The sequence below is a fragment of the Idiomarina seosinensis genome (assembly GCF_044797955.1).
Lineage (GTDB): Bacteria > Pseudomonadota > Gammaproteobacteria > Enterobacterales > Alteromonadaceae > Idiomarina > Idiomarina seosinensis_A.
Map to the genome: position 1 here is coordinate 1,158,758 of NZ_CP085211.1, position 18,337 is coordinate 1,177,094.

Genomic DNA, 18,337 nt, shown 5'->3' on the forward strand with positions numbered 1-18,337 from the left:
GCACATTGATACATGACTTTTTCTGAACTCGGACTTTGCCCTGAAATTCTTGCCGCCCTGACACGCCAGGGTTATACCCAACCAACTCCCATTCAACAGCAAGCGATCCCAGCCGTGCTCGCTGGTAATGACGTGATGGCTGCAGCACAAACAGGCACAGGTAAAACAGCCGGGTTTACCTTACCGATTTTAGAAATGCTTAAGGACAACGAACGCGCAAAGGCCAATACAGCCCGGGTACTTATCTTGACGCCGACGCGCGAGTTAGCTGCTCAGGTTGGCGAAAGTGTTGCTACCTACGGTGCCGGCTTGCCGTTGAATTATGCGGTCGTCTTTGGCGGGGTAAAAATCAATCCGCAGATGATGAAGCTACGCAAAGGTGTCGATATTCTTGTCGCCACGCCGGGCCGCCTGCTTGATCTTTATCAGCAAAATGCTGTTCGTTTTCCGAACTTAGAAACTTTGGTGCTCGATGAAGCCGACCGTATGCTTGATATGGGCTTTATTCATGACATTAAGAAAATCATAAAGTTGTTACCGGCTAAGCGGCAAACACTGATGTTTTCGGCGACGTTTTCCAGCGACATTCGCAGCCTTGCTAAAAGTCTGGTCAATGATCCGGTGGAAATTTCGGTTGCCCCGCCGAATGCCACAGCAGAGCGTATTGAACAAATAATGTACGCTGCACAGAAAAGCGAAAAGCCGCGTATGCTGATGCAAATATTACGTGATCTTAAGCTACCGCAGGTGCTGGTATTTTCGCGAACCAAACATGGTGCTAACCGGTTAGTTAAGCAGCTTAATGCCGATGGATTTCAGGCTGCCGCCATTCACGGCAATAAAAGCCAGGGCGCGCGAACTAAAGCGTTGGCGGATTTTAAAGCCGGCCAGGTGCAGGTTCTTGTCGCTACTGATATTGCCGCACGAGGGCTGGACATCGAAAAACTGCCGTACGTGATCAATTATGATTTACCGCAGGTTGCTGAGGACTACGTGCATCGCATTGGCCGTACCGGGCGCGCTGGCCAGGTTGGCTATGCCATTTCCCTGGTAATGGACGAAGAGTTTAAAACCCTCAAGGCGATTGAAAAAGTGATTGGCCAACCGATCGAACGTCGTAAGCTGGAAGGTTTTGCCGATGTTGAACTGAACGGCACAACACCTGCGCCGACTAAGGGCCAGCGCCCGCCGCGTAAGCCTCAGGGGCGGGGCGGAAACAGGCGTTAGTAGCTGTTCTTAAGCGCTAGCTACTGGCACTCCGAAATCGAATCGCGCTCTATCAGGCGCGGTTCGAACACGGTTTGTATGGCTTTAACCTTTTGCTGATACACCTGCTTTAAGATCAGCTGAGCGGCCATTTCTCCCATGCCGCCGACGGGGTAGTCGATGGTGGTTAGTTTTGGAAAAGTATAATGGGAAAAGTTGACATTATCGAAGCCGATAATGGATAGTTGGTCTGGCAATGAGCGTCCCAACTCCCGCGCTGCGGTCGATGCACCGGCTGCCATTTCGTCATTGGCACAGACCAGGGCAGTTATGTGCGGATTATTTTGTAATAAAACACGGGCGCCCTCGGCACCGCTCGACTCGTGATAGTCCCCTTCAAAGAACAGCTGCTCAGATGCTTCGATATCAAATTCAGTTAACGCCTGGACATGACCTTTATAGCGTTGGTCGGCATCATGCTTCCAAATTGGGCCGGCGATATAACCAATGTGTTTATGCCCGTGCTCCAGAATATGACGGGTGGCGAGATAACCGCCGTGTTGGTTATTTAATGTGATGCAGCGGTCGTAGAGCGGTGCCACAAAACGGTTAATCAGCACAAAGCGTACTTTGTTTTTCATCAGCGCAACTAAATAGTCGTCACTTACGGCTTCAACATGTAAGATCAGCGCGTCACAATTGCGGCTTTGCAGGAAGCTGATGCTCTCCTGTTCTCGTTTTTCATCGCTGTGCCCGGCTGCAATGATCACATGTTTACCCACCTGTCGAAACTGGTTCTCTATATCACTGAGTAAGGTTCCAAAAAACGGGCCGTTCAGCTCAGGTACAACAATACCAATGCTGTTTGACCGATTAGATGCCAGCGACTGGGCAACAGAGTTAGGTTGGTAGCCCAGCTGATCCATAGCGTCCAGTACTTTACGGCGCGTTTCCTCTTTGACAGGCGTGTTTTTGTTCAGCACGCGAGATACCGTCGCCAGTGATACACCGGCTAATTCTGATACCTCGTAAATGGTTGCCATTGCTCGTTACACTCCTGTTACTGACTGGATACTGATTGCTGTTCCAGTACCCGGTTGATTTCCTGCACTCGTGGCTGAGTTAAAGTGTACCCACGCATGACTGCGGCTACAAGCAGTGATGCCAGCGCCGGCAGCAGTGCAAAGGCAATTAAAATGCCGTGTTGGGTATTTGCTGTTTGCAATTGGGCCGGTACATAATCATAAAACGCCAGCCACCAGCCTGCTATAGCGCCGCCAAGGGCTAAGCCCAGTTTGATAAAGAAGATAATTGAGGAGTACACCATGCCGGTGGCGCGCACTCCAAATTTAAAAAAGCCGAAGTCAACAACGTCGGCCATTTTAGCCCACAACATGGGTGTACCCATTTGCAAAAAGAAACCCCAGAAAAAGTACAATACCGTCGCCAAAATAAAATTTTCGGCAGGTACCCAAAAGGCGGCAGCGCAGACAATAGCGGCAATTATCTGTACGCTGATATAGGCAGTTACCTTATCAATGTAGCGTGTGACGTACTGTGCTATCGCGCAGCCGAGGATATTGCCGACCATACCAATACTGATAAACAGTGTGACCATATCTGCGCGTAGCAAATAATATTTGACGTAATAAATTGCCAGGGTGTTTTTAAGGGCAATACCGGTTAGAACGAGCGCGGCGGCCAGCGACAGCCGTCGCCACTGTGGGTTTTTCCACAGCATTTTAAGTCCGTCTGTTAAACTCATATTGCGGGTCTGCTGCGCTTTTAAGCGTTCTCGCGTACCCAAAAAGCACAACATAAACAGTAAAACACCCAGAATACTGAGTACCGCAATGGTTAGTTGATAACCGATAGCGCTGTCACCTCCGCCCAGCTTTTCCACCAGCGGTAGCGTGGTAGTGGTCACCAGAAGCCCGCCAAGCATCCCAAAAACGAAACGATACGATTGAACTGAGACCCGTTCCAAAGGGTCATCCGTAAGCACACCGCCTAACGCTGAGTAGGGAATGTTTATGGCGGTATAGGCCAGCATCAGTAGGCAGTAGGTAATATAGGCATAGATGATTTTACTTTGTGTGCTGATATCGGGAGTTGTAAATGCCAGTACGCTACAAAGAGCGAAGGGCAGAGCCATCCAGATGAGATAAGGCCTGAACTGGCCGTGACGGGAGCGCGTCTTATCGGTGATCAGTCCCATTAATGGGTCCGTAATCGCATCGACTAAGCGAACGACCAGGAACATTGTGCCGACTACCGCCGCCGGAATACCAAAAATGTCGGTATAAAAAAAAGCCAGAAACAGCATAACCGTCTGGAAAATGATGTTACTGGCGGTGTCGCCGAGTCCGTACGCGACTTTTTCGCGACGGCTTAACATGATTCAGCCGGTACCTTTATCATGGGCCGGGAATGTAAAAATTGCTGCCATGCTTTTGCGCTTTCCTTTAATCGTCGCTGACCACTGTCAAAGTCAATGTGGACAATACCAAAACGTTGAGTATAGCCTTCAGCCCATTCAAAGTTATCCATTAAGCTCCAGATATAATAGCCTTTTATATCAATACCGGCATTAATACAGTCCTCAACAGCGTTAAGATGTTGCTGAAAGAAATCGATCCGATTGTCGTCATTAATTTTGTTGTGACAAACAACGTCGTCATAAGCCACACCGTTTTCGGTAATGTAAACGGGGGGCAAGGTCGGATAGGTCTTTTTAAGCTGAGTCAGAATTTCTGTCAAGCCTTGAGGGTAAACCTCCCAGCCCATAGTAGTCAGATTGTCGCCTTGGGCCGGTACATCTTTAAACCAACCATCAGGGGTTTCCCTAAAGGTGGTGCGGGTATAATAATTTACCCCCAGAAAGTCGAGGGGCTGTTGCATCAGTTCAAGGTCGCCGTCTTCAATGTCCGGCTGCTCATTGTCGCTAAGTTGTTTGAGCAACTCTGGATAACGGCCCTGTAACAACGGCTGCAGATACCAAAGGTTGTGATAAGCATGTGCGGTTTCAGCAGCGGTTCGGTCCGCCATAGAATCTGAAGCTGCATGGCAGGGACTAAAATTCAGAACAATGCCATGCTCTGAGGCTGGTGCCAGTTTGCGCATGCGCGGTAATGCTAACGCATGAGCCAATAATAAATGATGTGCCGCCTGGCGGCCGTTTTTGCGTCGGTTACCAGAGTCGTGACTAACCGGATACGGCCCCGGAGCATGAATACCTGCCTCATAACTTAAGTAGGCACTACAAAATGGCTCGTTGATAGTGGAATAACTTTCTACCTTGTTACCGAGTGCACCAACAACAACTTCTGCATAATCAGCAAATCGATATGCAGTGTCTCGATTTAGCCAGCCACCCTGATCCTCTTCAAACTGTGGCAGGTCCCAGTGATAAAGGGTTACGTGTGTTTTTATGCCACGCTCGAGCAGCGCATCGATCAACCGGCTGTAAAAGTTAAGGCCTGCCTGATTAACCGAACCATCAGCATTCATTACGCGGCCCCAGGCAATCGATAAGCGGTATGCATCGACTCCTAAGCTGGCGATAATTTCGACATCCTGTCGCCAGTATTTTACATGCTCACAGGCGCTATCACCGTTGCTGGCATCCTTTATTCTATCGTTTTGACGGCAGAATGTGTCCCATATGCAAGTAGCTCGTCCGTTACGATCACCCTCTATTTGAAACGAGGAGGTTGCAACGCCGAAAATAAAGTCAGGTGATAGCAATCCGGAGTTTTTGTTTAATTGTAGTTTTGTCATTTTTTACCTAACGAAATCGCCGTTAAAAGGGTGGTTTTTGATTGCTAAACGTATAAACTATGTTATAAATGAAAGCGCTTACATCATACTAGATGGTCTCTGTGCCATCGTCAAAAAAATAAAATAAGACGAGAGGGAATTATGACAACGCCGCAATCCTCGGCGCTAGTGGGCGGAGGTGATACCAATTACCGTTTTGCATTAACCGCACTAACTTCGCTATTTTTTATCTGGGGCTTTATTACTTGCCTGAACGACATTCTGATCCCCTATCTTCGCTTACTGTTTGACCTTAACTACACGCAGTCAATGTTAATACAGTTCTGCTTTTTCGGCGCCTACTTTATTGTCTCTATCCCCGCCGGGCTGATGGTCGGCAAGATTGGTTATAAAATGGGCATTGTCACTGGCTTGTTAATTGCCGGTGCTGGTTGTGTGCTGTTTTATCCGGCCGCGATGCTCGAGATTTACGGTTTGTTCTTGCTGGCGCTATTTATTCTGGCCTCTGGGGTAACGATTTTACAGGTGGCAGCAAATCCTTATGTGACGCGTTTAGGTCCCGAGCAAACCTCGTCCAGCCGTTTAACCATGACCCAGGCTTTTAACTCTCTGGGAACGACGGTTGCGCCATTTTTTGGTGCCTGGCTAATTTTTGGCGGTGTGGCTGACCCCGAGGTCAGTGGCGTAAGCAAAGATACTGTCTCTACGCCTTATTTTATTCTTGCCGCCACATTGGTACTGATGGCGCTAGTCTTTGTTAAGCTGAAACTACCTGACATGGGCAGAGTTGATGCTGCTGCACCCCTGCCGACCAAAGGCGGTGCCTGGGGACAGCGTCATTTAGTATTAGGTGCTGTTGGCATTTTTGTCTATGTCGGGGCGGAAGTCGGTATTGGTAGCTTTCTGGCCATTTACTTATCTCAGTCGGATATCGGTAATATGTCTACAGCTCAGGCTTCGCATTATATCTCATGGTACTTCGGTGGTGCGATGGTGGGGCGTTTTATCGGTGCTGCCGTGATGCAGAAGTTTGCCGGTAATAAAGTGTTGCTGTTTAACGCTACAGTTGCCGTTATTTTAGTGGCCACCACCATCAATAGCAGTGGGGCATTGGCGATGTGGTCATTGTTGTTTGTTGGTCTGTGTAATTCGATTATGTTCCCGACCATTTTCAGCCTGGCTTTACAAAATCTGAAGGAGAGCACCAGTCAGGGTTCCGGTATCTTGTGCCTGGCGATTGTCGGCGGTGCCATTGTACCCTTGTTGCAAGGCGCTCTTGCTGACGCCACCAGCGTGCAGTTTGCCTTTGTGCTGCCGCTGCTTTGTTATGTCTATATTGCCTTTTATGGTTTTCATGGTTACAAACCACGGGCATTTCATTCCGTTGCGCAGGCACAGGAGGCCAAGTCATGAAACGCGCTTATCTAACAACTGCTATAGCCCTTGCTCTATCCGCAGCCGTTGGTTGCTCACAGTCAGTCAATGAAAATCATACAGGGCCGATAAACAATGACATTTGGCCTGAGCTTGATCTGCCGGTTAAGCAAAAGCCCGCAATGGAGCAACGCATTGACGAGTTACTGGCGAAGATGACGCTGGAGCAAAAAGTCGCTCAGATGATCCAGCCGGAGATTCGTGATATTACCGTAGAAGATATGCGTAAGTACGGTTTTGGTTCGTACCTTAATGGTGGGGGAGCCTTTCCAAATAATGATAAGTACGCAACTCCGCAGGACTGGATAGCGCTGGCAGAATCCTTTTATCAGGCCTCTGTTGATGACAGCATTGACGGCATCAATATACCGACAATGTGGGGGACTGACGCGGTGCATGGCCACAACAATGTACTGGGCGCGACAATTTTTCCGCACAATATCGGTTTAGGTGCTGCCAATAATCCTCAACTGATAAAAGACATCGCCGGTGTTACCGCAACGGAAGTCATGGTAACGGGAATTGACTGGGTTTTTGCACCGACGGTTGCGGTTGCCCGTGATGTGCGCTGGGGCCGTACCTACGAGAGTTATTCGGAAAATCCACAAATTGTGCATGATTATGCAGCAGCTATTGTCGAAGGATTGCAAGGGGACGTGGCAAAGAATTTCCTTGATGAGCGTCATGTGATAAGTACTGTCAAACATTTTATCGGCGATGGCGCAACAACTGCGGGCATTGACCAGGGCAATGCTGAAATCGGTGAACAGCAGCTGTTTGATTATCATGCCCAGGGCTACGTGGGTGGGCTGCAAGCCGGAGCGCAGACTGTCATGGCCAGTTTTAACAGCTGGAATGGTAAAAAGATCCACGGTGACGAATATCTGCTGACTGATGTACTGAAGCAGAAAATGGGTTTTGACGGTTTTGTGGTAGGAGACTGGAATGGCCATGGCCAAATTCAGGGCTGTACCAACGCCAATTGTCCCCAGGCTGCGAACGCCGGGTTGGATATGTACATGGTGCCAACTGACGCCTGGAAGCCTTTGTACGAAAATCTCATTGCTCAGGCCCGCGATGGTATCATCCCCATGGAGCGTATAAACGATGCGGTGCGCCGTATATTGCGCGTTAAAATGCGTGCCGATTTATTCGATAAACCCAGCCCCGCTGAGCGTCCCCTGTCCGGAAAAACTGAGTTAATTGGAGCTGATGAGCATCGCGAAGTGGCTCGCCAGGCGGTTCGGGAATCCCTGGTTATGCTTAAGAATAACGATGGCCTGCTGCCGTTAAACCCAAACCAGCAAATACTGGTGGCCGGTGCGGCTGCCGATAATATCGGTCAACAGTCAGGTGGCTGGACGATTAGCTGGCAGGGTACTGGCAACACCAATGCAGACTTTCCGGGCGGAACCTCGATTTTCCAGGGGATAGCCGATGCAGTAACCGAGCTGGGCGGCGATGTTGAATTAGCTGTCGATGGCGCCTATAAGCAAAAGCCGGATGTTGCTGTCGTCGTGTACGGCGAAACACCTTATGCTGAGGGCAACGGCGATATAAATAATGTTGATTATCAACGTAATAATCCGGTTGATCAGCAGTTGCTTGAAAAATTACAGGCGCAAGGCATACCGGTGGTGTCTGTTTTTATTAGTGGCCGACCAATGTATGTAAATCCTGAGCTGAATGCTTCCGATGCGTTTGTGGCGGCCTGGTTACCCGGTTCAGAGGGGCAGGGCGTAGCTGATGTCATTATTGCCGATGAGACAGGTAAACCCCGTTATCCGATGACCGGGAAATTGCCTTTCTCCTGGCCTGCTAACCCTGCCCAAGGTCGCCTTAATTCCGATCAGGACAGTTACGCTCCGCTTTTAAAGTTAGGCTTTGGCTTAAGTTATGGTGAACAAAGTACGCTAGCGGACCAACTGCCCACGCATTTTTCCGATCAAGAGATGTTGGCCGATATGCCTATCTTCGATCGTGGCCCACAAAGCCCCTGGCAGTTACAGATTTTTAATGAGCAGCAGCGCATCGAGGTAACCAGCAGTGTGCAGGCGATCGATGGCCTGCGTAGCTCAACTTTTGATGACCAGGTTCAGGAAGATGCACGTGAATTTATCTTTGCGGACAGTGACACCGCAGGGTTCAGTTTTATTAGCCCGTTCAGTCGAGATTTGAGGGCTTTTGCCGGTGACAGTGGGGTACTGAACTTGTCCTATAAAGTTGATCGGATTCCAAAGCAGCCGCTTTACCTACAGATGAACTGCTTATCAGGTGACTGCCAGGTAAAGGTCGATATTCAGCCGCAATTACAGCAGGCGGAAGTGGGCGAGTGGCAAACTCTATCGTTGTCATTGCAATGTTTGCAGCAAGCCGGTTTGAACACTTCAGCAGTCGGTGAAGTATTCAGCCTTGCTCATGCGGCGCCACTGACGTTTAGCATTCGTGATATTCGACTGATTGCTGAAAAAGCGGAAGATACGCAAAGTCTCTGTCTGGATTAATTAGCATTTGCCGCGTATAAAAAAAGCTCCGATGACCAGACATCGGAGCTTTTTTACTATCCCGGGGAAGGATAATTCAAGCTTTAATTAAAAGGTATAACGCGCACCGAGGGCGTAACGTGGTCCGTATTGACGGGCAAACAGGAATTGCTCTTCGTAACGGCCATAGCCTTCTTCGGTTTCGTTATTCAGGTTGATGCCTTCAAAGAACACCGTTAGCTTTTCGGTTACATCATAGTTAACGCTGAGGTCCCATTGACCAAATGAGCGTGCAAACTGGGGCGGTGCATCAGAAGAACCCTGCGCCTGACCCACTCCCAGCAGATAGCTGTCACGCCAGGCGTATGTTGCGCGCACTGACCAGCCGTGCTTCTCATAAAACAGTTGCAGGTTAGCCGAATCACTTAAGCCGACCAGCGGTGACTGTTGATCTAAGCTATCAACATCAAAGCTGGTATCGCCATCGACAATTGTTGCATTCGCTGCTGTGCCAAAGCCTGACTGACCAAACAGATGCTGCACCGCAATCTCAAAGCCATCCACTGACTTCTCGTCGGTATTACTTGGCTGGCTGATGTTCCATACCATCAAAGGGTCATCGGCACTGGGTTCGATAGCACCATCGCCATTACCGTGGCCGTTTGCCAACATCTGTTCGAAGATGGCAGTCGAGGTCGCCTGCTCATCGCGTGCTTCGATATCGGCAATTGCCTGTTGATAGCGTGGACCCTGAAAGATATCGCGGATACCGTCAATAGTTGTTTCGGTAATGGTGTTCTGGATGAAGTTATCCACGTCTTTGCTAAAGTAACCCACGGACGCGTAACTGCCTTCACCATAATAATATTCCAGTGACAGATCGAGATTTGTAGACTCAAACGGTAGCAGGTTAGGGTTACCGCTGCTGCCTGTACGGGCGCCTGGTTTCGGGCTGCCGCTCAAACTGCGGCCACCAGCTAACGCGCCCAGAGGAGCTCGTGCAATGGTTTTACCGGTCGAGAAACGGGCGACCAGGTCGTCTGTTAAATCAACTTTAACGTCTAACATCGGCAAGAATACATCGTGCTCACCGGTTTGGGTCAAGAAGTTGGATTCGCCGCCACCTTCGTATTGCATGATCCACTCAGAAGCGCTGACCCAGTTAACTTGTTGTTCAACACGCTGACGAACAACACTGGTGACGTCGGTTTGTTCATAACGCACGCCAAAGTTAACCTGAGTGAAGAATCCGGCAACGTCAAACTCCCATTCTGACTGAATGAAGGCAGCGTCTGTTTCTTCCAGCACGGTATTGCGGCCGGTAATATCGCCTGGCCGGATACCGACATAAAATTCATCTGCTCCCATAAGCTCTTCGGTTAAAAAAGCTTCCTGGCGTGCCAACGCTTCTTCGATATCATAGGTGTAGTAATAGTTTTGTGCCAGAGCTGTACCGCCACCGGCAAACTCATCTAAGAAACCCTCTGTGGTGTTATACACAAACATCCCGTCGGGAAATATTTCAGTAAAGCTTGGGTTGAACCCCGGGCCGCCGCGTAAACCACTCCAGGCGTTATAGCCATTCATGTCTTGTTCAGTGCGGGTTACGCCACCGGTAACTTTAGTCAGGGGCAGATTAAATACCGAGTTATACCAGCTGGCTTCAACTTGATATTGCTCGATATTCGACTCGCCCGGGTTACGCAGGAACTGGCTGAAATTAGAGTCAATTTCGCTGCGCCCAAGCACAGTGGAACCATTATTCCAAAGCACACTGGCCTGAGGGATTTCACCGTCCCGATAGTCGTATATTTTGGTACGAAGCTGGTCTGAGCCTAAAATAATCTGACCCGTTGAGTGAATACCTTCGTCCGCACCATTATCAATCTTGTTACTGGAATCGTGGACATCAACCATCAGGTTAAGATCAGGGGTTAGATCCCAGCTTAAATTCAAGCCAATCGAGTCTGCTTCAATTTCAGTGGTATCCCAGTTGGCGGTAAATGAGGCATCATTGCCGGCAATGTCGGCATACACTGCGGTGCCATTTTCATCCAGAATGTAAGAGTTGATGTTACCACCGAACTCATTCCAGATACCCCAGCCATAACCAACCCGGCCCGAGGTACGCCGTGAGCCGGTATAATCTGCGGTAAGCACCATGGTATCAGTTGGTGCAAACTGCAGGGTAACCTGACCGTTGGTGCGTTCATTCTGAACATCGGTAAAGCCGTAGTTCATATCTTTTGGAAAGAAGTGATTACCAATTCGCTCTCCGTCTTCACCTACCGCTCGGGGGTCAGTAAACTCGCCTTCGTCCAGCTCAGGTAAACCGACATTTGCCTGCCAACCCTGGATATTAGCATATTGTTGCTGGAAGTCGCGGCGGTGCTGAGATACAGACACGGCCACACCAAACATGTCATCTGCAAAGGTATCACTGTAAAGCGCTGCAATTTCAGGGGTTACTGAGTCGCCGGTATCAACCGAACTGTCGTGCATGGCTTTACCGGAAATCACGAACTGGCGTTCGGACGTTTGAAAAGGCCGTGTAGTAACGATATTAACAGTAGCGCCTAAGCCACCACTGGGCATTGCCGCCCGGGCAGTTTTATAAACTTCCAGCGCGGTCACGTTTTCTGACGATAATGCTTCCATATTATACGAGCGCGAGAAGCCGGTTGAAGGCATTTGCCGCCCGTTTAATGTCACTAGGTTAAATTCAGGGCCAAAACCCCGTACCGTTATTTGGCTACCTTCACCATCGCTTCGGCTAATCGATACACCAGTAATTCGTTGCAGTGATTCGGCTAGGTTAGTATCAGGGAATTTGCCCATTTCTTCGGCGGAGATACCATCAACTACGCCAGAGGATTGGCGCTTGAATGCAGTAGAACGCGACAAACTGCCGCGAATACCCTGCACGTTAATGACTTCCATTGCGTTTTGCTCTCGCTCCTGCAGTTGTTGCTCGGCCTGCACGTTTTCTGCTGACTCTGCGTCTTGCTGTTGTGCAAAAGTCGGAAATATCAGGCCGGCACTCAATACGACTGAGACGGCTGCCGCAACGGGGCTTTTGCTAAACATAAGTGGTTTTTTCATTATCTTATCCATTTCTGTTTGTCGTACTGATTAAAAGTTTTCGATACGTAGATTATCAATTTGATAAACCGCACCAGATGATTGGCCCCAGGTCGGAAACACCATAATGACGTTGATGTCACTGATGTCGAGACCTGCATCAAATAACGACTGCAGAGTAAAGTTATAGGTTGCCCACTCGCCGGCAACTGGTTCTTCGCCGTAATTGCCAGTCGACAGCGGCACTTCTACAGCAGTTGTGGCACCGGACGACTCAATTTTTATCAGCCACTGAGCATCGGCGCCACTGGGCTGATCGACCACTCGCATATCAAAGCTGACAGCGCCGTTAGCTAACAGTGATGAAGCATCAAAAGTAGCTCCTTCGTTAGCCAGGAAACCTAATACTGTTTCTGGTGAGCCCAGGATCTCGAACTGTGCGACATTATTATAGGGCGCTTCCACTTCAACAATTTGTGGTGTTGAGCCTGCACAACAGTCCCAGAGAGACCAGTCAGCATTGAGTTGCTCTTCGAAAATCGTGATTTCGTCTGAACCAGCGCTTGGGTCATAAATGCGGGCTTCATCAACACGGAATACGGCACCTTCGCCAGTATCCCAGGCAGGGAACATCATGATCACGTCTATGGCTGACAAGTCCAGACCCGCGTCAGCCAGTTGCTGTAGCGGGAAGGTATAGGTTTGCCACTCGCCCGTTACCGGAGCCTGGCCGCCATTACCGGTCGCTAAATCCACTTCGACTGCCGTTTCTGCGCCATTAGCTTCGACTTTAAATTTCCACACTGAGTCAGGGTCAGCAGGGCTTGAGACAACTTTCATGTCAAACTGAATGACGCCTTCTACCATCAGTGCTGACGCATCAAATTGAATGCCGGAACCGTCTGCTGGTTTAAAACCAACAACCGTTGGAGTTGCACCAATTTCGAACTCACCAACCACTCCGCGCTGTTCATCGACAACCTCTTGTGGCGTGGTACCGCCGCAACAGTCCCAAAGAGGCCAATCGGGATTTTGCTGGTCGTCAAACAAGACTAGCTGCGGTGCTTCAGCTTCCGGCGAAGTGATTTCTACATTGGTCAGCGAGTATTCAGCACCGGCACCTAAACCCCAGGAAGGAAACACCATAAAGGCGTCAATTGCTGAAGGTTCTAAACCGGCATCGACCAATTGCTGTAACGGATAGGTGTAGCTTTGCCACTCACCTACCGATGGCGAAACGCCTTCGGCGCTTGCATTCAATGGCAACTCGGCGAAGGTGGCACCTTGATTGCTCTCTATTTTAAACAACCAGCCTGCATCGGAATCACTCGGTGCAGAAGTTAACTTAAGATCAAAAGTGACTGAGCCGGATTCAATCATCCCGGTCGCATCAAAAGGTTGTGGCTGACCATCTTCAGCGGTAATAAACTCTTCACGAGAAATAAAACCGTTGACTGTTGGCGTATCATTGACAACAAACTGATAGACCTGACCTTTTTCAGGATCATCAATGAGTTGAGGCGTTGAGCCACCACAGCAATCCCAGGCTGGCCAGTTTGGGTTTGGTGTTCCATCAAAAATTGTCAGGTTTTCGACGGTAGTGGAGGGCAGCGAGGGGATTGGCGCTTCGCCGCTAACAAGGGTTTCTTCGTCATCATAACCGGCCCGAATAGTTTCGCAGCCCTTACCCGTATCCGGGTTTTGGTTACACTGGTAAACGTTAATGTAATCAATTTCGAGCGTTTGGCCTTCAGCGAAAGCGCTTTCATCTATACCCAGATTGTTGACATTTTCCGGCCAGTCACCACCAACCGCTAAATTCATAATTAGATGAAACTGCTGGTCAAAAGGCGCGGGGCCATAATCTACGGTCAGTTCACCGGTCGATTGGTCATAGTATTCGGTAAACCAGCCCTGATGATTAAGGCCAATAGCTTCACCTTTGCTGTTGTAACGAACTTGAGAGTCGCGCTGAGTTTGGTAAAGGTAACCATCAACATACCAGCGAATTTCGCCTTCCTGCCATTCGATTGCATAAGTATGGAAGCCATCAGCCGGATTTTCGCCCTCAGGTAATTGATAAGCTTTTCCCGAGGAGGAATTATTGGGCCAGTCGCGACCGTAATGCAGCGTACCGTGGACATTTCTTTCGGCGTTGCCTTCTTCGTCTAAGGTTTTCAGGTTAACGGCTTCTACAATGTCAATTTCGCCTGATTTAGGCCAGCCGCCATAAACTGCATCGGTGGGCATCATCCAGACAGCTGGCCAGGAGCCTTGGCCTTCGGGCAATTTTGCGCTAACTTCGATGCGACCATATTTAAAATCGCCTTTGTTTTTGCTGTTCAGGCGGGCAGAAGTGTAGGGCAGGTTGCCTTCAGCATCTTCTCCAGCTGGCAGCGCAACAATTTTTAGGGTGCCATCCGAAACAAACGCATTGTCCGACGAGTCAGTATAGCATTGTTGTTCATTATTACCGCCACCCTGGCAGTTAACTTCAAAGGTCCATTTACTGTCATCGATGCTACTGCCTTCAAAATCATCGCTCCAGACAAGCTCCCAGTCGCTTACCGGTTCGGTGGTATCGACTTGGGTATAATCGGTGTTGGTTTCGACACTGTCACCACCGCAACCAGCGAGGCCAAGCGCGACAAACGCTAGCGCTAGTGGTGTGAGTGTTAAATTTGTTGGCTTCATGACTGAATTCCTGGTTAGAGATTCTTGTTGTTATGTACTTTATGACACGGTTTAATGTAAGCGCTTTCATAAAATAAAACAAGAAATTAACATGATCAATCAATCCACACAAATTATTACACTAAAAATGCAGCTAATTAAGATTTGGTTAAAGATATCAAATACTCTGCGTTATCCAGCATCCGGTTGCTGAATCCCCACTCATTGTCGTACCAGGCCATAACCTTAACTAAGCGGCCATTGACGCGTGTTTGCTGGGTATCGAACACACTTGATGCAGGATTGTGATTGAAGTCACTCGACACTAGCGGCAATTCATTAACTTCGAGCACCTGACTTAACGGTAACTTTTTCGCCGCTTTTTGTATAATTTCGTTGACATTCTCAACCGTAGTTTCGCGGCCGGCGATAAAATTTAAATCCACTAACGATACGTTGGGCGTCGGCACACGCACGGCTAAACCATCAAATTTACCGGCCAGTTCCGGGATTACTTTGCCAATGGCGGCAGCAGCGCCCGTTTTTGATGGGATCATTGACTGAGCTGCAGCGCGAGCCCGTTGCAAGTCGTCGTGATAAGCGTCCAACAAACATTGATCGTTAGTATATGAGTGAACAGTAGTCATTAAAGCACTTTCGATACCCAGTGCGTCATTAAGCGGCTGCGCAATAGGTGCCAGGCAATTAGTCGTGCATGAGGCATTAGAAATGATGTTCATATCAGCGCTCATGTCCTGGTGATTAACACCGAAGACAAACAAGCCGTCAACATCGTTGGCCGGCGCCGAAATAATAACTTTTTTAGCGCCGGCAGTCAGGTGTTGCCGAGCACCCTCACGATTTGTAAATAGGCCGGTGCATTCCATCACCACGTCTACATCAAGTGACTGCCAGGGTAAGTTCTTAGGATCCCGCTCGGCATAAACTTTTATTTTTCTGTCATTGATATAAATCGCATTATGATCAGCATGAACCCGGGCGTTGAACTGACCATGTACGGTGTCAAACTTTAGTAAATGTGCGAGCGTTTCCGGTGTGCCAAGGTCATTAATCGCGACTATCTTAAATTGGCTGTCACGTTGGCTTTCAACTATCGCTCTGACAATGTTTTTACCAATCCGTCCAAAACCATTAATAGCGATATTTATAGACATACTTCCCCCTGTATTATTACTGCGTGTTTTTAGTGATTGGATAACGAGAATCTTTTAGCCCCGCTTTAACCCTTGCGAGCTGTTGTTTTGCGACTTCGCCCTGGGCAAGAGCAAAGCCAGCGACGATGGCGTCAATGAGTACCATTTGAGCAATGCGAGATGACATGGGAAGATATTGATCGGTATCCTCCGGTACTTCGGTACTCACAACCACATGACAAAACTCGGCGAGCGGGCTGTCTTGTGCGGTAATGCCAATAACCGTGGCTTCGTGCTCGAATGCCAGCTGGGCAATTTCACACAAGGCTTTAGTTCGGCCCGTGTGGCTGAATAAGATAATGACGTCTGCTGGTAAGCTATTGAGTGCGGTAACCTTTTGCACTAACAAGTCATCAGAAAAAATTGCCGGCGTAGTGAAACGGGCAAATTTATTTTGTGCATCATGGGCAACTGAGGCGGACGCTCCAAATCCGAAGAAAGCAATTTTTCGTGCTTTAGACAAGTAAGCTATCGTCTGTTCAATCGCTTCGTAATCGAGCTGTTCCTGAGCCTTTGATAAGGCCGACAGCGTCGAGGCAAAAACTTTGTCTGCTGCCTGGGTTATACTATCCTCATCATTAATTTGTGAACTTACATAGGATGATCCTACAGCCAGTTGTTGTGCTAACTGCAATTTAAAGTCAGGAAATCCTTTGCAACCAATACGACGACAAAAGCGGTTGATAGTCGGTTCGCTGACGTCAGCGATTTTGGCAAGGCTAGCCGTCGTGTGATGGATCGCGGCTTCGGGGGCCTGCAATACTTGCTGTGCCACTTTGTATTCATTTTTACTGAGGTCAGGAAGACGCGCCTTTACCGTTTGCACTATATTCACTACAGAAACTCCTGGATAACACCCGTGCTTTTGTAATTAAATTACACTAATGTTTGCCATACTAACCTGAAAGTTGCTAAAGTGTGAATATAATTGTAGTAAAATTACAAAATCAAAGTGAACTCAGTGGGAAATAACATGCGAAAAGATTGCCCAAGTTGTTGTGACATCGTGCTTTTCGGGGCATTAGGGGACTTGTCCCGCAGAAAACTGATCCCTGCGTTATATCAACTGGAACGCATGGGTTTGCTCGCTGACGAAACGCGTTTACTGGGAGCCGCCAGAGAACAACTCTGCGATGCTGATATTGGTGCTATTGTTAATTCTATTATCGAAGAGTTTGTGCCTGCAGCGGCCCGTGACACAGTTTCTCTGGAGCAGTTTTGTAAGCGCTTTCAGTACGTGGCTATGGACTTTTCACAGACTGGCGATTATCAGTTACTGCAGCAAAAACTGGGCGATAATAACCGGCAAAAAATTTATTACCTGGCAACGCCGCCGTCGTTATTCTCCGAAATTTGCGAAGGTTTGAGCAGGGTTGACCTAACCGACGAACCGGCCCGTGTCATTATTGAAAAGCCAATTGGGCATGATTTAACGTCATCACAGGTTATTAATGAAAACGTCGGTCGTTTCTTTAATGAAACGCAGATCTACCGAATCGATCATTATTTAGGCAAAGAAACGGTACTGAATCTGTTGGCCCTGCGTTTTGCTAATTCACTGTTCTCGAATAACTGGGATCATCATGCAATTGATCACATTCAAATAACTGCTGCCGAACAGGTCGGTGTGGAAGGGCGCTGGGGTTATTACGATGATGCCGGACAGTTGCGTGATATGGTACAAAATCACTTGCTGCAGGTGTTGTCCTTAATCGCTATGGAGCCTCCCTCGCGCCTTGATGCCGAGAGCATCCGTGATGAAAAACTTAAGGTATTAAAAGCACTGCGGCCTATTACCGCCGGTAACAGCCAGCAAATGACGGTGCGTGGTCAGTACGATAAAGGTTTTGCAGCCGACAAAAAGGTGCCGGGGTACCTAGATGAAGAGGGTGCTAAAGAAAACAGCTCGACCGAAACCTTTGTCGCATTAAAGGCTTATATCGACAACTGGCGTTGGTCCGGCGTGCCTTTTTATCTGCGAACCGGAAAACGGATGCCGCAAAAACGAACTGAAGTTGTAATTACCTTTAAAAAACAACCGCACAATATTTTTCACGAAACACTACCTGATCTATCACCCAACAAACTCGTTATCCGGCTGCAACCAGACGAGGGTGTCGAAGTGGAAATGATTAATAAAATTCCGGGCTTAGGTAAGCGTATGCAGCTAAAAGCTACAACCCTAGATTTAAGTTTCGACCAAACCTTTAAGAAAAAGCGTATTGCGGATGCTTATGAACGCCTGCTGCTGGAAGTGATGCACGGCAATCAATATTTATTCGTACACCGGCTGGAAGTTGAACATGCGTGGCAATGGATCGATGGCATTCTTGCTGCCTGGGAAGTAACGGATGAATCACCAAAGTTATACCCCGCCGGAAGCTGGGGGCCGTTGGCAGCCGTTACCTTATTAGCGCAAGACGGTCGTGAGTGGGACGAGTAGTTAGTAAAAATATAATCAGGATC

At 48.6% G+C, this 18,337-nt stretch carries 11 protein-coding genes; 4 read left to right on the plus strand and 7 right to left on the minus strand.

Annotated elements, in window-relative coordinates; genetic code table 11:
• Positions 1 to 12: 12 nt before the first annotated feature.
• Positions 13 to 1,227, plus strand: coding sequence for a DEAD/DEAH box helicase (locus LG288_RS05550; RefSeq protein ID WP_404402838.1), 1,215 nt, complete (start codon positions 13 to 15; stop codon positions 1,225 to 1,227).
• 20 nt (positions 1,228 to 1,247) lie between these two features.
• On the opposite strand, the gene LG288_RS05555 is transcribed toward LG288_RS05550, so the two are convergent.
• The 3 genes from LG288_RS05555 to LG288_RS05565 are packed head-to-tail and all read right to left on the minus strand — an operon-like array spanning position 1,248 to position 4,986.
• Positions 1,248 to 2,249 carry a LacI family DNA-binding transcriptional regulator gene (locus LG288_RS05555; RefSeq protein WP_404402840.1) on the minus strand — a complete coding sequence of 334 codons (1,002 nt, stop codon included), beginning with the start codon at positions 2,247 to 2,249 and terminating at the stop codon, positions 1,248 to 1,250.
• Between the two features lie 17 nt (positions 2,250 to 2,266).
• Positions 2,267 to 3,604, minus strand: coding sequence for a glycoside-pentoside-hexuronide (GPH):cation symporter (locus LG288_RS05560; protein ID WP_404402842.1), 1,338 nt, complete (start codon positions 3,602 to 3,604; stop codon positions 2,267 to 2,269).
• Positions 3,598 to 4,986, minus strand: coding sequence for a GH1 family beta-glucosidase (locus tag LG288_RS05565; protein WP_404402844.1), 1,389 nt, complete (start codon positions 4,984 to 4,986; stop codon positions 3,598 to 3,600). Before LG288_RS05565 ends, LG288_RS05560 begins: the two co-directional genes overlap by 7 nt.
• 141 nt (positions 4,987 to 5,127) lie before the next feature.
• Between LG288_RS05565 and LG288_RS05570 the strand changes: the two genes are divergently transcribed.
• Together LG288_RS05570 and LG288_RS05575 are read left to right on the plus strand one after the other, a co-directional pair.
• The gene (locus tag LG288_RS05570) at positions 5,128 to 6,399 is read left to right on the plus strand and encodes a sugar MFS transporter (protein ID WP_404402846.1); all 1,272 of its coding nucleotides are present in this window, start codon (positions 5,128 to 5,130) and stop codon (positions 6,397 to 6,399) included.
• On the plus strand, positions 6,396 to 8,924 hold the full coding sequence (locus LG288_RS05575; protein ID WP_404402848.1) for a glycoside hydrolase family 3 protein: 2,529 nt from the start codon (positions 6,396 to 6,398) through the stop codon (positions 8,922 to 8,924). The genes LG288_RS05570 and LG288_RS05575 overlap by 4 nt, the downstream gene beginning before the upstream one ends.
• 87 nt (positions 8,925 to 9,011) lie before the next feature.
• Here LG288_RS05575 and LG288_RS05580 read toward each other — a convergent pair whose 3' ends face one another.
• The 4 genes from LG288_RS05580 to hexR form a co-directional block, all read right to left on the minus strand.
• On the minus strand, positions 9,012 to 12,005 hold the full coding sequence (locus LG288_RS05580) for a TonB-dependent receptor (RefSeq protein ID WP_404402850.1): 2,994 nt from the start codon (positions 12,003 to 12,005) through the stop codon (positions 9,012 to 9,014).
• 30 nt (positions 12,006 to 12,035) lie between these two features.
• Positions 12,036 to 14,678, minus strand: a complete 2,643-nt coding sequence (locus LG288_RS05585) for a family 16 glycosylhydrolase (protein WP_404402852.1) — start codon at positions 14,676 to 14,678, stop codon at positions 12,036 to 12,038.
• A gap of 137 nt (positions 14,679 to 14,815) precedes the next feature.
• Entirely contained in the window at positions 14,816 to 15,832 is a 1,017-nt protein-coding gene (gene gap, locus LG288_RS05590; protein WP_404402854.1) for a type I glyceraldehyde-3-phosphate dehydrogenase, read from the minus strand.
• Positions 15,833 to 15,848: 16 nt separating this feature from the next.
• On the minus strand, positions 15,849 to 16,706 hold the full coding sequence (gene hexR, locus LG288_RS05595) for a transcriptional regulator HexR (protein WP_404402856.1): 858 nt from the start codon (positions 16,704 to 16,706) through the stop codon (positions 15,849 to 15,851).
• A 138-nt stretch (positions 16,707 to 16,844) separates the two neighbouring features.
• On the opposite strand from hexR, the gene zwf reads away from it, so the two are divergent.
• A complete protein-coding gene (gene zwf / locus LG288_RS05600; protein WP_404402858.1) occupies positions 16,845 to 18,314 on the plus strand; it encodes a glucose-6-phosphate dehydrogenase in 1,470 nt (489 codons plus the stop codon).
• Positions 18,315 to 18,337: the final 23 nt, after the last annotated feature.

Coding starts and splice junctions, on each gene's coding strand:
- LG288_RS05550 (WP_404402838.1), top strand. CDS start 13: ATGACTTTTTCTGAACTCGGACTTTGCCCTGAAATTCTTGCCGCCCTG.
- LG288_RS05555 (WP_404402840.1), bottom strand. CDS start 2,249: ATGGCAACCATTTACGAGGTATCAGAATTAGCCGGTGTATCACTGGCG.
- LG288_RS05560 (WP_404402842.1), bottom strand. CDS start 3,604: ATGTTAAGCCGTCGCGAAAAAGTCGCGTACGGACTCGGCGACACCGCC.
- LG288_RS05565 (WP_404402844.1), bottom strand. CDS start 4,986: ATGACAAAACTACAATTAAACAAAAACTCCGGATTGCTATCACCTGAC.
- LG288_RS05570 (WP_404402846.1), top strand. CDS start 5,128: ATGACAACGCCGCAATCCTCGGCGCTAGTGGGCGGAGGTGATACCAAT.
- LG288_RS05575 (WP_404402848.1), top strand. CDS start 6,396: ATGAAACGCGCTTATCTAACAACTGCTATAGCCCTTGCTCTATCCGCA.
- LG288_RS05580 (WP_404402850.1), bottom strand. CDS start 12,005: ATGAAAAAACCACTTATGTTTAGCAAAAGCCCCGTTGCGGCAGCCGTC.
- LG288_RS05585 (WP_404402852.1), bottom strand. CDS start 14,678: ATGAAGCCAACAAATTTAACACTCACACCACTAGCGCTAGCGTTTGTC.
- gap (WP_404402854.1), bottom strand. CDS start 15,832: ATGTCTATAAATATCGCTATTAATGGTTTTGGACGGATTGGTAAAAAC.
- zwf (WP_404402858.1), top strand. CDS start 16,845: ATGCGAAAAGATTGCCCAAGTTGTTGTGACATCGTGCTTTTCGGGGCA.